General features: G+C 54.7%; 16 protein-coding genes. 12 read left to right on the forward strand and 4 right to left on the reverse strand.

Annotated features, from left to right (window positions below; genetic code table 11):
• Positions 1-8 precede the first annotated feature (8 nt).
• Positions 9-1,073 carry an efflux RND transporter periplasmic adaptor subunit gene (locus JYB85_RS07150; protein WP_207381635.1) on the reverse strand — a complete coding sequence of 355 codons (1,065 nt, stop codon included), beginning with the start codon at positions 1,071-1,073 and terminating at the stop codon, positions 9-11.
• 278 nt (positions 1,074-1,351) lie between these two features.
• Positions 1,352-2,641: a citrate synthase gene (locus JYB85_RS07155; protein WP_207381636.1), complete on the reverse strand. Its 1,290-nt coding sequence runs from the start codon at positions 2,639-2,641 to the stop codon at positions 1,352-1,354.
• A 411-nt stretch (positions 2,642-3,052) separates the two neighbouring features.
• Here JYB85_RS07155 and sdhC point away from each other — a divergent pair, with 411 nt between their 5' ends.
• The 10 genes from sdhC (at position 3,053) to JYB85_RS07205 (ending at position 14,173) form a co-directional block, all read left to right on the forward strand.
• The gene (sdhC, locus tag JYB85_RS07160; protein ID WP_207381637.1) at positions 3,053-3,448 is read left to right on the forward strand and encodes a succinate dehydrogenase cytochrome b556 subunit; all 396 of its coding nucleotides are present in this window, start codon (positions 3,053-3,055) and stop codon (positions 3,446-3,448) included.
• Positions 3,442-3,789 carry a succinate dehydrogenase, hydrophobic membrane anchor protein gene (gene sdhD / locus JYB85_RS07165; protein ID WP_207381638.1) on the forward strand — a complete coding sequence of 116 codons (348 nt, stop codon included), beginning with the start codon at positions 3,442-3,444 and terminating at the stop codon, positions 3,787-3,789. The genes sdhC and sdhD overlap by 7 nt, the downstream gene beginning before the upstream one ends.
• The gene (gene sdhA / locus JYB85_RS07170) at positions 3,790-5,556 is read left to right on the forward strand and encodes a succinate dehydrogenase flavoprotein subunit (RefSeq protein WP_207322686.1); all 1,767 of its coding nucleotides are present in this window, start codon (positions 3,790-3,792) and stop codon (positions 5,554-5,556) included.
• Positions 5,557-5,569: 13 nt separating this feature from the next.
• Positions 5,570-6,277 carry a succinate dehydrogenase iron-sulfur subunit gene (locus tag JYB85_RS07175; RefSeq protein WP_207325922.1) on the forward strand — a complete coding sequence of 236 codons (708 nt, stop codon included), beginning with the start codon at positions 5,570-5,572 and terminating at the stop codon, positions 6,275-6,277.
• Between the two features lie 196 nt (positions 6,278-6,473).
• The gene (gene sucA / locus JYB85_RS07180; RefSeq protein ID WP_207381639.1) at positions 6,474-9,296 is read left to right on the forward strand and encodes a 2-oxoglutarate dehydrogenase E1 component; all 2,823 of its coding nucleotides are present in this window, start codon (positions 6,474-6,476) and stop codon (positions 9,294-9,296) included.
• 29 nt (positions 9,297-9,325) lie between these two features.
• Complete coding sequence (odhB, locus tag JYB85_RS07185) at positions 9,326-10,522, forward strand: 2-oxoglutarate dehydrogenase complex dihydrolipoyllysine-residue succinyltransferase (protein WP_207381640.1); 1,197 nt, start codon at positions 9,326-9,328, stop codon at positions 10,520-10,522.
• A gap of 77 nt (positions 10,523-10,599) precedes the next feature.
• On the forward strand, positions 10,600-11,766 hold the full coding sequence (gene sucC, locus JYB85_RS07190) for an ADP-forming succinate--CoA ligase subunit beta (RefSeq protein WP_207322690.1): 1,167 nt from the start codon (positions 10,600-10,602) through the stop codon (positions 11,764-11,766).
• Positions 11,766-12,638: a succinate--CoA ligase subunit alpha gene (gene sucD / locus JYB85_RS07195; RefSeq protein ID WP_207381641.1), complete on the forward strand. Its 873-nt coding sequence runs from the start codon at positions 11,766-11,768 to the stop codon at positions 12,636-12,638. The genes sucC and sucD overlap by 1 nt, the downstream gene beginning before the upstream one ends.
• 80 nt (positions 12,639-12,718) lie before the next feature.
• Complete coding sequence (locus JYB85_RS07200) at positions 12,719-13,630, forward strand: AEC family transporter (RefSeq protein ID WP_207381642.1); 912 nt, start codon at positions 12,719-12,721, stop codon at positions 13,628-13,630.
• 42 nt (positions 13,631-13,672) lie between these two features.
• Entirely contained in the window at positions 13,673-14,173 is a 501-nt protein-coding gene (locus JYB85_RS07205; protein ID WP_207323130.1) for a GNAT family N-acetyltransferase, read from the forward strand.
• Between the two features lie 79 nt (positions 14,174-14,252).
• Here the strand turns inward: JYB85_RS07205 and fur are convergent, their stop codons facing one another.
• Positions 14,253-14,681, reverse strand: a complete 429-nt coding sequence (gene fur, locus JYB85_RS07210; RefSeq protein WP_207322693.1) for a ferric iron uptake transcriptional regulator — start codon at positions 14,679-14,681, stop codon at positions 14,253-14,255.
• A gap of 251 nt (positions 14,682-14,932) precedes the next feature.
• Between fur and cobB the strand changes: the two genes are divergently transcribed.
• Entirely contained in the window at positions 14,933-15,679 is a 747-nt protein-coding gene (gene cobB / locus JYB85_RS07215; protein ID WP_207381643.1) for a Sir2 family NAD+-dependent deacetylase, read from the forward strand.
• A complete protein-coding gene (locus tag JYB85_RS07220; protein ID WP_207381644.1) occupies positions 15,679-16,134 on the forward strand; it encodes an AAA family ATPase in 456 nt (151 codons plus the stop codon). Before cobB ends, JYB85_RS07220 begins: the two co-directional genes overlap by 1 nt.
• Before the next feature lie 11 nt (positions 16,135-16,145).
• Here JYB85_RS07220 and bioA read toward each other — a convergent pair whose 3' ends face one another.
• Positions 16,146-17,456 (reverse strand): adenosylmethionine--8-amino-7-oxononanoate transaminase, encoded by a 1,311-nt coding sequence (gene bioA, locus JYB85_RS07225; RefSeq protein WP_207381645.1) that lies wholly within the window; start codon positions 17,454-17,456, stop codon positions 16,146-16,148.
• Between the last annotated feature and the right edge of the window lie 91 nt (positions 17,457-17,547).

Below are 17,547 nucleotides of genomic sequence, written 5' to 3' on the forward strand. Positions count from 1 at the left end.
GCCGCTCCTTATTGCTTGGCAGAGGCCACGTCGAGGGAGCCTATCACTTCGACCTGTGACTGATCCTTGAGGTTTTGCTGACCGCGCACCACTATTTGCTCGCCCGATTGCAATCCGGCCACCACTTCCACAGTGTCACCATCGCGGTAACCCAGGGTTACCTCGCGGCGCTGGGCCTGGTTATCGGTAATCACGTACAGGGTTTGTTTGTTATCCTGATTGATGATGGCGTTGAAGGGCACAGTGATCACATTTTCATGGGTGTCGTACTTGAGCTCAACCCGGGTAAACATACCGGCCTTGAGTTCACCTGTGTTGTTAGGCACTGCCAGGGTCACCTTGAAGGTACCGGAGGCGGCATCGACCACGGGACTTATCCTCAGTACCTTGGCATTGACGGCATGCAGTTGATTGTTGCTGGTGAATACATCGGCGCTTTGACCAAGCTTCAGTTGGGCCAGTTGGCGCTCGGGCAGGTACACAATGCCGTGCAATTCGTCCTGATTCACCACATAGAACAGCTCTTCAAATTCACGGGCCATATTGCCGGCTTTCACATGACGTTTGGCTACCACGCCATCCAGAGGTGAAACAATGTGGCTTTCCTTGACCTGCAGCGCGGCCAAATCGCGACGGGCAACAGCAGCCTGCAGATTAAATTCCAGCTTGGCCATTTGATCGGCGCTGACGAATTCCTTGTTGTTCATCTTTTTGAGGCGGTTCAGTTCTTGCTCAATGATCTTGACCTCGGCCTCTGAGCGCTCCAGATCGTATTGCTGCCGTTTGGCATCGATAGTGGCCAGCACCTGTCCCTTGTGCACCTTTTCACCTTCTTCCACCTTGATGCTTTCAATCAGGCCGGCGATGCGGGTGACCACGTGGGCTTCGGCAGGCGCTTCCAGGGTAGCAGTGGTGCTGTAGAAGGAAGATACATTCCCCAGCATCACCAGCTGAGCTTCAACCGGCACGGCATACTTTTCTTCTTCAGGCTTTTTTTCTTCACCTCCGCAGGCTGCGAGTACGGAAATAAGCAAAACGGGCAGGGCGAGTTTGAATGGGTTGCGGGCTTCCATGTGATATTACCTGTGTAGTTAACCAAGATGGCAGCTATAAAGCATAAAGCGTGCCACAAAAAATAAGTCCATTTAAACAATTACATAGGCTTTTAATTGCTATTGGTGTTAGTGGTAAATACCAATACTGTAGCCAGTTTGTTTAATCTTTGGTGAGTTTAACTAAACGGTTTTCACCGCGGTTTCGCAAGAATTGCTTTGCAACAAAAGATGATCGGACGGGGGCTGGGATAAAAAAAGCGCCCATAAGAGGGCGCTTTTTTCAAAAGTCAGAGAAATTAACCACGTTTGTCGAGAGAAACAAAATCGCGGCTGGTTTCGCCGGTGTAAAGCTGGCGAGGACGGCTGATCTTGTGACCAGGCTGGTCCAGCATTTCCTTCCAGTGTGCAATCCAGCCCACGGTACGTGCCAGGGCGAAAATCACAGTGAACATGGACGTTGGGATACCTATGGCCTTCATGATGATGCCAGAGTAGAAGTCCACGTTTGGATACAGCTTCTTGGAAATGAAGTACTCGTCGTTCAAGGCGATACGTTCCAGCTCCATGGCCACATCCAGCAGCGGGTCTTTCACCTTGAGCTCACCCAATACTTCGTGGCAGGTTTCGCGCATTACCTTGGCACGAGGGTCAAAGTTCTTGTAAACCCTGTGACCAAAGCCCATCAGGCGGAAAGGATCGTTCTTGTCCTTGGCGCGCTCGATGAACTCAGGGATGCGATCCACAGTACCGATTTCTTCCAGCATGTGCAGGCAAGCCTCGTTGGCACCACCATGGGCAGGACCCCAGAGTGAGGCAATACCGGCGGCGATACAGGCAAATGGGTTGGCACCCGAAGAGCCGGCCAGACGCACGGTAGAGGTAGAGGCGTTTTGTTCGTGATCGGCGTGCAGGATGAAGATCCTGTCCATGGCCCGTTCAACGATAGGGTTTACCTTGTACTCTTCGCAAGGTACGGCAAACATCATCGACAGGAAGTTACCGGCGTAGCTCAGGTCATTGCGCGGATACTCGAAGGGCTGACCCACTGAGTACTTGTAGCACATGGCGGCTATGGTTGGCATCTTGGACACCAGACGGTAAGCGGCAATTTCACGGTGACGGGCGTCATTGACGTCCAGTGAATCCTGATAGAAGGAAGACAAGGCTCCTGTCACACCGCACAGCATGGCCATGGGGTGTGCATCGCGGCGGAAGCCACGGAAGAAGAATGCCAATTGCTCATGCACCATAGTGTGCGTTTTGACTGTGTAGGTGAATTCTTCGAATTGTGCCTTGGTGGGCAGTTCACCATAGAGCAAGGCATAACACAGTTCCAGATAATTGGACTCGACCGCCAGTTGTTCTATTGGATAACCGCGGTGCAACAGCACGCCCTGGTCGCCGTCAATATAAGTGATGGCTGATTCACAGGAAGCAGTGGCGAGAAATCCCGGATCAAATGTAAAGTAACCCTTGCTGCCGAGCTTGCTGATGTCGATAACATCAAAGCCAGCAGTTCCCTGTTTTACTGGCAATTCAATTGATTCGTTCCCTGGTAGTTCCAACTTGGCTTTTAAATCAGCCATACCCCGTTCTCCTTACTTCATTCTTGTGTGAGTGCGGCATGTCAAACGGCCCATACTTTACCGCCAATGCAGATCACATTTCAATTTAAATAAGCGTTTAAATTCGTTAGACCAAGGTATAGGTCAGACCAATTTCCCTGACAAGACTAATACTTAACAGCCAAAAAAGCCAAAATTCGGGAAATTGCATAATGTGATGTTTGTATTTGACATTTGCGACGAGTATACTTGCTGCGGCTCGAAAGGGCTGCAAACAGCGCGGTTTCAGGCGTCTTTTTGAAAGGCTGAAAAGGCTGACCCCAAAAGCTTTAACTGTTTGTTTACACTTTTCTTTTGCGATGACCTGAACTGTGACCTGGGTCACGGCTTTTGTTTGAGCAAAAGCGGTTCACATTATAAAAAAAATGCTCAATGGAGCTGAGTGAGCAGAACGTGAAAAAGCAAAGACCTGTCCATTTAGATCTGCAGACCATTCGCTTCCCTGCGACAGCGATTGCGTCAATTCTTCACCGTGTTTCCGGTGTCATTATGCTGTTTGCCGTGGGAATTCTCATATGGCTGCTCAATGCCTCGCTGGCATCTGCCGAGAGTTTCCAGGGCGTACAGGCGATGTTTGACAACTTCATCGTCAAGTTTGTCATTTGGGGCATTATGACTGCGCTGGGTTACCACTTGCTGGGCGGCATCCGCCACCTGGTAATGGATACCGGTCGTTGGGAAGAATTGACTTCAGGCAATGCATCGGCCAAGGCGGTATTCGTCCTGGCGGTGGCCTTTTCAATCATCGTGGGGATCTGGGTATGGTAACCAATGCAGCAAGTTTTGGACGCAGCGGTGTCCATGACTTTATTCTTCTACGCGCCAGTGCAGTGATCCTGGCTTGCTACACCATCTTTTTGGTGAGCTTCATCGCACTGAGTTCTCCTCTCACTTTTGACATCTGGCACGGCCTGTTCAGCGCTCTGCCGATGAAAGTGTTTACGCTGCTGGCACTGATTGCCGTGCTGATCCATGCCTGGATCGGTATTTGGCAAGTGCTGACCGACTACGTGAAAAACGTGGCTCTGCGTGGCGTATTACAATTTGCTTTTGTGGTTGCCGCCTTTAGTTACCTGGCCGCAGGCACTGTGATTGTGTGGGGTGTTTAAGTGAGTATTCCAGTTCGCGAATTTGACGCAGTGGTGATTGGTGCCGGTGGTGCCGGTATGCGCGCTGCGCTGCAGATTTCCAAAGAAGGCAAGAGCTGTGCGCTCCTGTCCAAAGTATTCCCAACCCGTTCTCACACTGTGTCTGCCCAGGGCGGTATCACAGTAGCCCTGGGCAACGCCCACGAGGACAACTGGGAATTTCACATGTACGACACTGTCAAGGGTTCCGATTTCATCGGTGACCAGGACGCCATCGAATACATGTGTCAGACCGGTCCAGAAGCCATTATCGAGCTGGAACACATGGGTCTGCCTTTCTCCCGCTTCGAGAACGGCAAGATCTACCAGCGTCCATTCGGTGGCCAATCAAGAGATTTTGGTGGCGAACAGGCCGCCCGTACTGCGGCCGCGGCCGACCGTACCGGCCACGCGCTGCTGCACTGCCTGTACCAACAAAACGTTAAGAACAAGACCCAGGTGTTCTCTGAGTGGTATGCCCTGGATCTGGTGAAGAACGAAGACGGCGCCATCGTAGGCTGTACCGCCATCGACATCGAAAGCGGTGAAATCGTGTACTTCAAGGCCAAGGCCACTGTGCTCGCCACCGGCGGTGCCGGTCGTATCTTCGCCTCTACCACCAACGCCCATATCAACACCGGTGACGGCGTGGGTATGGCAGTCCGTGCAGGCGTACAGCTGCAGGACATGGAAATGTGGCAGTTCCACCCCACAGGTATTGCCGGTGCCGGCGTACTGGTGACCGAAGGTTGCCGCGGTGAGGGCGGATACCTGCTGAACAAGGACGGCGAGCGTTTCATGGAGCGTTATGCGCCCAACGCCAAAGACCTGGCGTCCCGTGACGTGGTTGCCCGTTCCATGATGACCGAAATCCGTGAAGGTCGTGGTTGTGACGGCCCAATGGGTCCGCACATCAAGCTGAAGCTGGACCACCTGGGTAAAGAAACCCTGGAAGCCCGTCTGCCAGGCGTGTGTGAACTGTCACGTACCTTTGCTCACATCGATCCGGCCGATGGTCCAATCCCTGTGATCCCAACCTGTCACTATATGATGGGTGGTCTGCCGACCAAGGTTTCCGGTCAGGTTATCCGCAAGAATGAAGACGGCAGCGAGCAGGACGTAGTAGGTCTGTTTGCCGTGGGCGAAATCGCCTGCGTATCCGTACACGGTGCCAACCGTCTGGGCGGTAACTCGTTGCTTGACCTGGTGGTATTCGGTCGTGCGGCCGGTCAACATCTGGGCAAGGCCCTGGATGAGACTGCCGATCCTAAGGCGGCTTCCAACGCCGACATCCAGAAGTCTCTGGAGCGTCTGAATCGTTGGGAAAGCAACAAAGACGGTGAAGACCCAGCGCAAATCCGTAAAGATCTGCAGATGTGTATGCAGCTGAACTTCTCGGTATTCCGCAGCGGTGACGCCATGGCCGAAGGCCTGGAACAGCTGAAGCAAATCCGTGAGCGTTTGGCCAATGCCAAGCTGTCCGATAACTCCAAAGAGTTCAACACCCAGCGCATCGAGTGTCTGGAACTGGACAACCTGATGGCCACCGCCATCGCCTCCGCTTATGCAGCGAACTTCCGTACCGAGAGCCGTGGTGCTCACAGCCGTGAAGACTTCCCTGAGCGTGACGATGACAACTGGTTGTGCCACAGCCTGTTCGATCCCGTGACCGAAACCATGTCCACCCGTGAAGTGAACATGTCGCCCAAGTCACGTGAAGCCTTCCCACCGAAGAAGCGTACCTACTAAGGAGTTGTTGAAGATGAAATTGGAGTTTGCAGTTTATCGTTACAATCCTGACGTAGATACCAAGCCACGCATGCAGGATTACAGTCTGGAAGTGCCCGACGGTTCTGACATGATGGTGCTGGATGCGCTGCTGAAACTGAAGGAAATGGATCCGACCCTGTCGTTCCGTCGCTCTTGCCGCGAAGGTGTTTGTGGCAGTGACGGTATGAACATGAACGGCAAGAACGGCCTGGCCTGTATCACCCCGGTCTCTACCTTTAAGGGTAAGAAGATTGAGATCCGTCCGTTGCCCGGTATGCCCGTGGTACGCGACCTGGTGGTCGACCTGAGCCAGTTCTACAAGCAGTATGAGAAGATCAAGCCTTATCTGATCAACGATGATAAGACGCCTGCCCGTGAACATCTGCAGAGCCCCGAGGATCGTGCCCATCTCGACGGCCTGTACGAATGTATCATGTGTGCCTGCTGCTCAACTGCCTGTCCGTCGTTCTGGTGGAACCCTGACAAGTTCGTGGGTCCAAGTGGTTTGCTGCACGCCTACCGCTTCCTGATCGACAGCCGCGACACCGCCACAGAAGAGCGTCTGTCAGAGCTGGATGACGCCTACAGTGTGTTCCGTTGCCACGGCATCATGAACTGCGTTGACGTGTGTCCAAAAGGATTGAACCCGACCAAGGCCATTGGACACATCAAGTCCATGCTGCTCAAGCGGGCTGTGTAAATGCAAGACAATGAGCTAATTAGAATAATCATATAGCTCTATCGAGAGTCACTCTCCTGTTGTGGGGAGTGGCTCTTTTGTGTGTAAAGGAACTACATCAGGCCGAAATTCTGGAACCTTCGGGGCGGCTGACCACATACTGCTCGGTATGTAAAACCATGGCTAAGCACGTGTATAAAGTTTGAAAGGATAAGAAATGCACCAAGGCATTATGAAAGCCTGGCTAGAGTCTTCTCATCTGTATGGGTCGAACGCGACCTATGTCGAGGAGATGTATGAAGCCTATCAAGAAGACCCAAGCTCAGTCTCCGACGACTGGCGTGCGGTGTTTGATAATCTCCCTCCTGTGAACGGTGCCTCTGTCGATGTACCTGAAGCTGCTCACTCCAAAATCCGTGATTACTTCCGCTCCCTCGCTCAGGAAGGTCGCCGTAAGGGCGCCGCACGGATGACCGATCCCGAAGTGGATGCCAAGCAGGTTAAGGTGCTGCAACTGATCAACGCCTACCGTTTCCGTGGCCACCAGAATGCCAATCTGGATCCGCTGGAACTGTGGAAGCGTGACGCCGTTGCCGAACTGGATCCCGCATTCCACGGCCTGACGGCTGAAGATCTGCAGCGTGAGTTCAATACCGGTTCCTTTGCCCATGGTGGTGACACCATGAAGCTGGGTGATCTGGTCAAGGCCCTGAAGGCGACCTATTGCGGTGCCATTGGTGCCGAATACATGCACATCACCGACACCGAGGAAAAGCGCTGGATCCAGCAACGCCTGGAGCCGACCCTGGGTCGCGCCAGCTATGACAAGGGTGTTAAAACCCGTATCCTCGAAGGTCTGAACGCCGCCGAAGGCATGGAAAAATACCTGGGTGCCAAGTTCCCCGGTGCCAAGCGTTTCTCCCTTGAAGGGGGGGATGCCCTGGTGCCCATGATGCGCGAGATAATCTATCGCGCCGGTGAGGCGGGTACCAAGGAAATCGTTGTGGGTATGGCCCACCGCGGTCGTCTGAACGTGCTGGTTAACATCCTCGGCAAACGTCCTGCGGAACTGTTTGACGAGTTTGCCGGCAAGCACGGCGAAAGCTCAGGCTCGGGTGACGTTAAGTATCACCAGGGCTTCTCTTCCGATTTCGAAACGCCCGGTGGCAATGTGCACCTGGCGCTGGCGTTCAACCCATCGCATCTGGAAATCGTCAACCCCGTGGTTATGGGTTCTGTCCGTGCCCGTCAGGATCGTCGTGGTTGTGAAGATGGTCTGTCGGTTATGCCGATCACCATCCATGGTGACTCGGCCATCGCCGGTCAGGGCATAGTCCAGGAGACATTCAACATGTCTCAGACCCGTGGCTTCAAGGTCGGCGGTTCAATCCGCATCGTGGTGAACAACCAGGTGGGCTTTACCACCTCAAATCACCATGACGTGCGTTCAACCGAATACTGTACCGATATCGCCAAGATGGTGCAGGCGCCGATTTTACACGTGAATTCAGACGATCCTGAGGCCGTGGCTTTTGTGGCCCAGCTGGCCGTGGATTATCGCAATACCTTCAAGCGCGATGTGGTGATCGACCTGGTGTGCTACCGCCGCCATGGTCACAACGAGGCCGATGAGCCAAGTGCGACTCAGCCGCTGATGTACGCCAAGATCAAGAAACATCCGACGCCGCGTAAGATCTACGCCGACAAACTGATTGCCGAGAACAGCATCAGTGCCGAGGAAGTGACCGCCATGGTCAACGGCTACCGTGATGCCCTCGACCACGGTGACTGTGTGGTCAAAGAATGGCGCCCAATGACACTGCACACTGTGGACTGGACACCATTCCTCAATCGCGAATGGGATGAAGCGTTCGAGTCTTCCATGTCGTTTGAACGTCTGCAGGCCTTGGCCGAAAAGATTGCCTACGTACCGGAAACCCATCCGCTGCAGTCCCGCGTGGCCAAGATTTACAGCGACCGTCATGCCATGGCCAAGGGCGAGAAGCTGCTTGACTGGGGCTTTGCCGAGACCCTGGCTTACGCCACCATACTGGAAGACAACAAGCGCGTGCGCATCACAGGTCAGGACTCTGGCCGTGGTACCTTCTTCCATCGCCACGCCGTGCTGCACAACCAGAACGATGCCACCACCTATATGCCGCTGCGCAACCTCGCGGCCGAGCAAGGCCCAATCGACATCACAGACTCTGTGCTGTCCGAAGCCTCGGTACTGGCGTTTGAATACGGTTATGCCACTGCCGAGCCAGGCGGCCTGACCATTTGGGAAGCTCAGTTTGGTGACTTCGCCAACTGTGCCCAGGTGGTGATTGACCAGTTCCTGTCATCCGGTGAGCAAAAATGGGGCCGTCTGTGTGGCCTGACCATGCTGCTGCCACATGGCTATGAAGGGCAGGGCCCAGAGCACTCTTCAGCCCGTCTGGAGCGCTTCCTGCAACTGTGTGCCAACCACAACATGCAGGTCTGTGTGCCGTCGACTCCGGCCCAGGTTTACCACATGTTGCGTCGTCAGGTCGTACGCCCAATGCGTCGTCCGCTGGTGGTGATGTCACCCAAGTCGCTGCTGCGTCATCCGCTGGCGGTTTCTTCCCTGGAAGAACTGGCTAACGGCAGCTTCCAAAACGTGATTGGTGAAATCGATGCCCTGGATCCCAAGGGTGTTGAGCGCGTGGTGTTCTGTTCAGGTAAGGTATACTTCGAGCTGCTGGAACGCCGTCGCAAGGAAAATCTGACCAACGTGGCCATTGTCAGGGTAGAGCAGTTGTATCCGTTCCCCGCCGAGGAAATGGCCAAGGTGCTCGAAGCCTATCAGCACGTGACCGATTTTGTTTGGTGTCAGGAAGAACCTCAGAACCAAGGTGCCTGGTATTGCAGCCAGCATCACTTCTGGGCCGCTATTCCTAAGGGTGCAATGTTGACCTATGCCGGTCGTGAAGCCTCTGCGGCACCGGCCTGTGGTTATCCAGAGCTGCACACGCACCAGCAGGAATCACTGATAAACGCCGCTTTAAATCTGAAGTAATAGACATTTATAAAAAAGGATAGCTTTTCATGAGTATCGAAATTAAGGTACCCGTACTGCCAGAATCTGTTGCCGATGCAACCATCGCGACCTGGCACGTTAAGCCCGGTGAAGCGGTATCCCGCGACCAAAACCTGGTGGATATCGAGACCGACAAAGTGGTTCTGGAAGTGGTAGCACCGGAAGATGGTCACATCAGTGAGTTCCTGTTCAACGAAGGTGACACTGTGCTGGCCGAGCAGGTGATTGCCAAGTTTGTTGCCGGTGCCGTTGCCGGTCAGGAAGTGACCAAGGCCGAAGCCGAAGCTGCGGCTCCAGCTGCCGCTGCAAGCGACGAAAGCAATGACGCCCTGAGCCCATCAGTGCGCCGCCTGATCGCCGAGCACAACCTGGACGCTGCCAAGATCAAGGGCACAGGTGTGGGTGGCCGTATCACCAAGGAAGATGTGGAAGCCTTCATCAAGTCTGCTCCTGCCGCCAAGCCCGCTGCCGCAGTGGCCGCAGCGCCTGTGGCCCTGTCTGGCGATCGCAGCGAGAAGCGTGTACCAATGACCCGTCTGCGCAAGACCATTGCCACCCGCCTGCTGGAAGCCAAGAACTCCACCGCCATGCTGACCACCTTCAACGAGGTCAACATGAAGCCCATCATGGATATCCGCAAGCAATATCAGGATATCTTCGAGAAGAAGCACGGTATCCGCCTGGGCTTCATGTCCTTCTACGTGAAGGCCGTGACCGAAGCCCTGAAGCGTTTCCCTGAAGTGAACGCGTCCATCGATGGCGACGATATCGTTTACCACAACTATTTCGACGTCAGCATCGCTGTGTCTACTCCACGTGGCCTGGTTACCCCGGTACTGCGTGACACAGACAACATGAGCCTGGCCGATATCGAAAAGGCCGTGCGCGATCTGGCTATCAAGGGCCGTGACGGCAAGCTGACCGTAGAAGACATGACCGGCGGTAACTTTACCGTGACCAACGGTGGTGTATTCGGTTCTCTGATGTCTACCCCAATTCTGAACCTGCCACAAAGTGCTATCCTTGGCATGCATGCCATCAAGGACCGTCCTATGGCAGTTAATGGTCAGGTTGAAATCCTGCCCATGATGTACCTGGCACTCTCATATGACCACCGCATTATCGATGGTCGTGAGTCTGTTGGCTTCCTGGTGACCATCAAGGAATTCCTGGAAGACCCAACCCGTCTGCTGCTGGATATCTAATCGCAGTCAGACAAAAACCTCGTGACTGGCCCTTCGGGGCCAGTTGGATTTGAATCGTAGTATACGGATAGATCATCATGAATTTGCATGAGTATCAGGCAAAAGCCCTCTTTGCCGAATATGGTTTACCAGTGTCAGAAGGCTATGCCTGCGATACCCCTCAAGAAGCGGTAGAAGCAGCCGGCCGTATTGGCGGAAACATGTGGGTTGTCAAGTGCCAGGTGCACGCCGGCGGCCGTGGTAAGGCAGGTGGCGTTAAAGTCACTGGCGATAAAGAAGAAATCCGCGCCTTTGCCGAGAACTGGCTGGGCAAGAACCTGGTGACTTATCAGACTGACGAAAAAGGCCAGCCTGTTGCCAAGATCCTGGTTGAGAGCTGCACCGACATCGCCAACGAACTCTACCTGGGTGCCGTTGTTGACCGTGGCAGCCGCCGCGTGGTGTTCATGGCTTCTACCGAAGGTGGTGTTGAGATCGAAAAGGTGGCCGAAGAGACCCCTGAGCTGATCCACAAAGCCATTATCGATCCTATCGCCGGTCCTCAGCCTTTCCAGGCCCGCGACCTGGGCTTCAAGCTGGGTCTGAACCCAACTCAAATGAAGCAATTCACCAAGATCTTCATGGGCCTGGCCCAGATGTTCCTGGACCACGATTTCGCTCTGCTGGAAATCAACCCTCTGGTGATCACCACCGAAGGCAACCTGCACTGTCTGGACGGCAAGATTGGTGTAGACGGCAACGCGCTGTTCCGTCAGCCAAAGATCAAAGACATGCACGATCCTTCACAGGATGACCCACGTGAAGCCCACGCTGCCAAGTTCGAACTGAACTACGTAGCCCTGGACGGTAACGTTGGTTGTATGGTGAACGGTGCCGGTCTGGCCATGGGTACCATGGACATAGTTAACCTGCACGGCGGCAAGCCAGCCAACTTCCTCGACGTGGGCGGCGGCGCGACCAAAGAGCGCGTTTCCGAAGCCTTCAAGATCATTCTGTCTGACAGCAATGTGAAGGCCGTGCTGGTGAACATCTTCGGTGGTATCGTACGTTGCGACATGATCGCCGAAGGTATCATTGGTGCCGTTAAAGAAGTGGGCGTGAAGGTGCCAGTGGTTGTGCGTTTGGAAGGTACCAACGCCGAACTGGGTGCCAAAGTGCTGGCTGATTCTGGTCTGGATATCATTGCTGCGAAAAGTCTGACCGACGCTGCCCAGCAAGTAGTTAAAGCTGCGGAGGGCAAATAATGTCTGTATTGATCAACAAAGATACCAAGGTTATCTGCCAGGGTTTCACCGGCGGTCAAGGTACTTTCCACTCTGAACAGGCCATTGCTTACGGTACTCAAATGGTTGGTGGTGTATCTCCCGGTAAGGGCGGCACCACTCATCTGGGTCTGCCAGTGTTCAACACTGTGAAAGATGCCGTTGCTGCCACCGGCGCCACTGCCTCTGTGATCTATGTACCAGCACCTTTCTGTAAAGACGCCATCCTGGAAGCCATCGACGGTGGTATCCAGCTGATCGTTTGTATCACCGAAGGTATCCCAACTCTGGATATGCTGCAGGTGAAAGTGAAGCTGGAACAAACCGGCGTTCGTATGATCGGTCCTAACTGCCCAGGTGTTATCACCCCAGGCGAGTGCAAGATCGGCATCATGCCAGGTCATATCCACAAGCCAGGTAAAGTCGGTATCGTTTCCCGTTCCGGCACCCTGACTTATGAAGCCGTTAAGCAGACCACTGACGAAGGCTTCGGTCAGTCTACCTGTGTGGGTATTGGTGGTGATCCAATCCCAGGTACCAACTTCATCGACGTACTGGAAATGTTCCAGAACGATCCTCAAACCGAGGCCATCGTGATGATCGGTGAAATCGGTGGTACCGCCGAGGAAGAAGCTGCTGCTTACATCAAGGCCAACGTGACCAAGCCTGTGGTATCTTACATTGCCGGTGTGACTGCACCTGCTGGTAAGCGCATGGGCCACGCCGGTGCCATCATCGCCGGTGGTAAAGGTACTGCCGACGATAAATTCGCTGCCCTGGAAGCTGCCGGTGTAACTACCGTTCGCTCCCTGGCCGATATCGGCAAGGCACTGCGCGAAAAAACTGGCTGGTAATTCCTGCCATTGAAAAAGGCGCCTGAGGGCGCCTTTTTTACAGGCCAAATTTCGACACAATTCTGATTGCGGAAATCGCCATGTCCGTTTTTGCCATTGTTTTTCCTTTGCTGTTTATCGCCTCCCTGGGATTTTTTGCCAGCCGTTTCAAGTGGTTTAGCCGGGAGCAGGTGAGTGGCATCAGCCAATTTGCTTTCTTTGTCAGTATTCCGGCCCTGCTGTTTAACGCCATGCTCAAGGTGTCACTGGCTGAGACACTCAATCCCGCCATCTTTGTCAGCTTTTATGGCCCGGTACTGCTCTGTTTTGGCCTGTCCTTGCTGCTGTTCCGATTATTGAGCCGCAAGCCATTGGCGGACTTGGCGCTGATGGGGCTCGGCGGCAGCTATTCCAACACCCTGTTGGTGGGCCTGCCGGTGGTGATTGCCGCCTTTGGACCGGCACAGATGAAAAGCGTCTTTCTGCTTATTCCCTTTCACAGTGCCTTGCTCTTTGGCCTGACCTTTCTGGTGGCCGGTAAAGGCCAGGCCAGCAATAACGGCGCGGGTGTGTTGAAAACCGTGCTGCTCAATCCCGTGGTGCTGAGTATTTCTCTGGGGTTGCTTGGCAATCTCGGTGGCCTCAGTTTACCGGCGCCAATGACTGGGGCGCTGGAGATGCTGGCCAAGCCCGCCATTGCCTGTGCCTTGTTTGTGCTGGGAGCGAATCTGAACCATTACCACATAGGCGAGGGCTGGCGTCAGGCGCTGCTCTTGAGTCTGCTGAAATTGCTGCTGTTGCCAACTCTGGTGTGGCTGCTGGCGAGCCTGCTTGGCGTTACTGGCGTGGAGAGAGCCGTGGCTGTGTTATTGGCGGCATCACCTCTTGGGGTCAATGCCTATCTGATAGCGCTGCAACTCAAGCAGGATGAGGATGTGATAGCTTCGGCGGTGGTGATTTCCAGCGCGCTGTCTGTGGTGACTGTGATGTTTTGGTTATCTGTGTTAACGTGATGCGCCATATTGGAGTTGGGATTTAACAAGGAGACTGGCGTGATCATTACCGAAACCGACCGACTGGTGCTGAGGCATTTCAACGAGGGTGATATTGAGGCCCTGTTCCAGATGAACAGTATCCCGGAAATATTGACCTATATCCCCACCGAGCCTTTTACCGACAGGGCCCAGGCCGAGAAGCTGCTTCACGAGGTGATCTATGCCGACTACAGTTCCCGGGGATTCGGACGCTGGGCGGTGGAGCACAGGGAAAGCGGCAAGGTTATAGGTTTTTGCGGTCCCAAATATATTCCCGAGTTCGACAAGGTGGAGCTGGGCTACCGCTATTTCCCCGAATACTGGGGCCAGGGCATAGGTGCCGAAGCAGCCAAGGCTGCCATTGCCGAATTCAAATCCATTTGTAAGGTGGACGAGGCCATAGCGCTGATCCTCGATGGCAACCTGGGTTCCATGGGTGTGGCCCGTAAGGTGGGCATGGAACCCAATGGTCGCAGTGAATTCATGGGCCATGGGGTGACGGTATTCCACCGCTGGCTCTAACGCCGACTTGAGCTAAATAAAAAAGCCCTGACATGCCAGGGCTTTTCTCATTGTGATACTGTTTATTCCCAATCAGGGCTTACTCGCCGTGATCGCACTCATCATTGGTGCAGACACCGTAGAGATAGAGGCTGTGGTTGGTCAGCTTGATATTGTGCTTCATGGCGATTTCATGCTGACGACGCTCAATGGTCTCGTCGGAAAACTCAATCACCTTGCCACAGCTCAGGCACACCAGGTGATCGTGATGATGTTGGCTCGCCAGTTCAAACACGGCCTTGCCGCTCTCAAAGTGATGGCGGGTGACTATGCCGGCATCATCAAACTGGTTCAGCACCCGATAAACGGTGGCCAGGCCAATTTCTTCGCCAATATCCAATAATTTCTTGTATAAATCTTCGGCACTGATGTGCTGATTTTCCGGTTCTTGCAACAGTTCCAGGATTTTTACTCGTGGCAGGGTGACTTTCAATCCCGCTTTTTTAAGGGCCTGATTTCCATCTGTCATGGCTAATCTCTTGATTGCAGAACCAATAGGTTCATCCGTAAATAGTCAGGCCATTATATGTGGCAAATGCCAAAACGGAAACCTTTGATCCGGCAATCGATCCCCTGGTGCCCAATATTTGTTTAAAATGAGCGACAATTGGGTTTAACTTTGGTAACACCCTTACAAGGGTCATGGTTATACCAAGGCCCAATTGCCTGCCTTCAGGGCTGGGGGCAGGATATGAATATCACCGGAACCAAGGACAGCAGATGTATCGCCATATAGTTGTACTCACAGGCGCCGGAGCCTCGGCAGAGTCTGGCCTCAGAACCTTCAGGGACCAACATGGGCTCTGGGAAGATCATGCCATCGAGGATGTGGCGACGCCGGAAGGCTATGAACGCGACCCTCTGTTGGTGGAGCGTTTTTATAATCTGCGCTGGCAGCAGCTGCACTCGGATGCGGTGCACCCCAATCAGGCTCACCTGGCGTTGGCCCGGTTGGAGCAGGAGTTTAAGGGGGAATTTCTGCTTATCACCCAGAACGTGGATGACCTCCATGAGCGGGCAGGCAGTCGGCGTTTGTTGCACATGCACGGTGAGCTCAACAAGGGCCGTTGTCCCCGTTCGCGCCAGACCTTTGTGCTCACTGAACCCTTTGGTCCGGAAAACCTGTGCACCTGCTGTATTCCGGCCCAGCGCCTCAGGCCCCACATAGTCTGGTTCGGGGAAATGCCCTTGGGGATGGACAGGATCCACCAGGCATTGGACAGTTGCGATCTGTTCATCGCCATCGGCACCTCGGGAACCGTCTATCCCGCCGCAGGTTTTGTCGATGCCGCCAACCACATGGGCGCCCAAACCCTGGAAGTGAACATGATGGCGCCGGACCGGCACAGCCAGTTTCAGCTGCACCTGACGGGGGCGGCCGGTGAGCTGGTGCCCCGCTTGGTGGATGCGATATTGGATGGTCGCAGCCTCAGTGTATTGGCAGCTGATGTGGCATTAGAGGGCTGATGGTGAGCGAAGAAACGGCAGTCCCATTGGCCATTATACTGCGGGGCCTGCCGGGCAGCGGTAAGTCCCATTGGGTGACCGAGCTTTTGGTCGCTCTGGCGGCAGAGGATGCCGAAAAGGTGGTGGTGTGCTCCACCGACAATTTGTTTATGGAGCAGGGGGAGTATCGCTTCGATGCCGCCCGACTCAGCGAATACCATCAACGCAACCTGGCGGCCTTTATTGAGGCGCTGGCGTCACACACGCCTGTGGTGATTTGTGACAACACCAATATGGCCCGCTGGGAATTCCTCTGTTACGAAACCGCCGCCAGGGCACTGGGATACAGGGTAGAGCGCAAATTGATTGGCGAGCCCTGGAATAGCCAGCACCAACAAATCTGCGCCGCCCGCAACCGCCATGGCGTCAGCTTGGAGGCCATACGGCGCATGGCGGCACAATTTGAAGCCGATTAGCCAATAAATGCTTAGCCGTGGCTGGGACTGTGTTGCCCTCTGCAAATGCCCGCCATTGCGGCCACCTCCAGCATGGCTGAGGTCAGCCGCGTTAGCTGCGCCGTGCTTATCACATAAGGCGGCATCAGGTACAAGAGACGCCCAAAGGGTCTTATCCATACCCCCAGTTCCACAAAGGCCTGTTGCGCCAACGCCACATCCACGGCGCCCTTCATTTCAATGACCCCCACGGCCCCCAGTACCCTGACATCCGCCACTTGTGGCAGAGCACGCGCCGGCGCCAGTTCGCGATTCAGTTGCGCCTCGATGGCGGCCACCTGCTGCGGCCAATGGTTTTCGTTGATGAGGGCCATGCTGGCGCGGGCAGCGGCGCAGGCCAGCGGATTGGCCATAAAGGTGGGGCCGTGCATAAAGACCCCGGCGGGGGAGTCACTTATTCCGGACGCCACCTCATCGCTGCACAGGGTCGCCGCCAAACTGATATAGCCGCCGGAGAGTGCCTTTCCAAGGCAGAGGAGATCTGCCTCTATGCCCGCGTGTTCATAGGCAAAGAGTTTGCCGGTACGACCGAAACCGGTGGCGATTTCATCAAGAATTAACAGCACCCGGTATCTGTCACACAGCTCCCTGAGCCCCTTGAGGAAGGCCGGGCTGTAAAATCGCATACCGCCGGCACCCTGCATTATGGGTTCGATAATGACAGCGGCAATGTGCGCGCCGTGATCAAGCAGTTGCTGCTCCAGGGACTGCAGATCGTCCTCTGCCAGTAGCCGCTCAAAGCCCGGTGGTGGCGCGCTGGCAAAAAACTGCTTGGTGACTGTCTCGCCAAACATGCCGTGCATGCCCTGCTCGGGATCGCACACGCTCATGGCGGCGAAGGTATCGCCGTGATAACCACCGAGCACTGTCAGTATCTTTTGTTTCTGCGGTTGACCGCGGCCCTGCCAGTACTGAATGGCCATCTTGATGGCGACTTCCACGGCAATGGAGCCCGAGTCCGCCAGGAACACCTTGGTCAGGGATGGCGAGGTCATGGCTATCAGGGTGCGTGCCAGCTCCACCGCGCTTTCGTGGGTAATGCCGCCGAACATCACGTGGCTCAGTTGTTGGCTTTGCCTGCTGATGGCCTCCAGCAGTGCCGGATGGCCGTAACCGTGGACGCAGGCCCACCAGGAGCTGGTGCCGTCAATGAGGCGGCGGCCGTCATCGAGGACCAGTTCGCAGCCTTCGGCGGCCCGGACACCATAAACCGGCAGGGGAGAGTGCATGGAGGTATAGGGATGCCACAGGTGCTCGCGATCAAACTCGAAATCAATGCTCATAAAATAACCATTAGTAAACCTGGGAAACTGGTTGGCGTTGACAGTTTACCGGCCAAGGGTATCCTAGCCAAGATTAAAAGCCACACTTAGG

The sequence above is a fragment of the Shewanella sedimentimangrovi genome, from assembly GCF_017354965.1.
In the GTDB taxonomy this organism is placed as follows: domain Bacteria; phylum Pseudomonadota; class Gammaproteobacteria; order Enterobacterales; family Shewanellaceae; genus Shewanella; species Shewanella cyperi.

Coding starts and splice junctions, on each gene's coding strand:
- JYB85_RS07150 (WP_207381635.1), bottom strand. CDS start 1,073: ATGGAAGCCCGCAACCCATTCAAACTCGCCCTGCCCGTTTTGCTTATT.
- JYB85_RS07155 (WP_207381636.1), bottom strand. CDS start 2,641: ATGGCTGATTTAAAAGCCAAGTTGGAACTACCAGGGAACGAATCAATT.
- sdhC (WP_207381637.1), top strand. CDS start 3,053: ATGGAGCTGAGTGAGCAGAACGTGAAAAAGCAAAGACCTGTCCATTTA.
- sdhD (WP_207381638.1), top strand. CDS start 3,442: ATGGTAACCAATGCAGCAAGTTTTGGACGCAGCGGTGTCCATGACTTT.
- JYB85_RS07175 (WP_207325922.1), top strand. CDS start 5,570: ATGAAATTGGAGTTTGCAGTTTATCGTTACAATCCTGACGTAGATACC.
- sucA (WP_207381639.1), top strand. CDS start 6,474: ATGCACCAAGGCATTATGAAAGCCTGGCTAGAGTCTTCTCATCTGTAT.
- odhB (WP_207381640.1), top strand. CDS start 9,326: ATGAGTATCGAAATTAAGGTACCCGTACTGCCAGAATCTGTTGCCGAT.
- sucC (WP_207322690.1), top strand. CDS start 10,600: ATGAATTTGCATGAGTATCAGGCAAAAGCCCTCTTTGCCGAATATGGT.
- sucD (WP_207381641.1), top strand. CDS start 11,766: ATGTCTGTATTGATCAACAAAGATACCAAGGTTATCTGCCAGGGTTTC.
- JYB85_RS07200 (WP_207381642.1), top strand. CDS start 12,719: ATGTCCGTTTTTGCCATTGTTTTTCCTTTGCTGTTTATCGCCTCCCTG.
- fur (WP_207322693.1), bottom strand. CDS start 14,681: ATGACAGATGGAAATCAGGCCCTTAAAAAAGCGGGATTGAAAGTCACC.
- cobB (WP_207381643.1), top strand. CDS start 14,933: ATGTATCGCCATATAGTTGTACTCACAGGCGCCGGAGCCTCGGCAGAG.
- JYB85_RS07220 (WP_207381644.1), top strand. CDS start 15,679: ATGGTGAGCGAAGAAACGGCAGTCCCATTGGCCATTATACTGCGGGGC.
- bioA (WP_207381645.1), bottom strand. CDS start 17,456: ATGAGCATTGATTTCGAGTTTGATCGCGAGCACCTGTGGCATCCCTAT.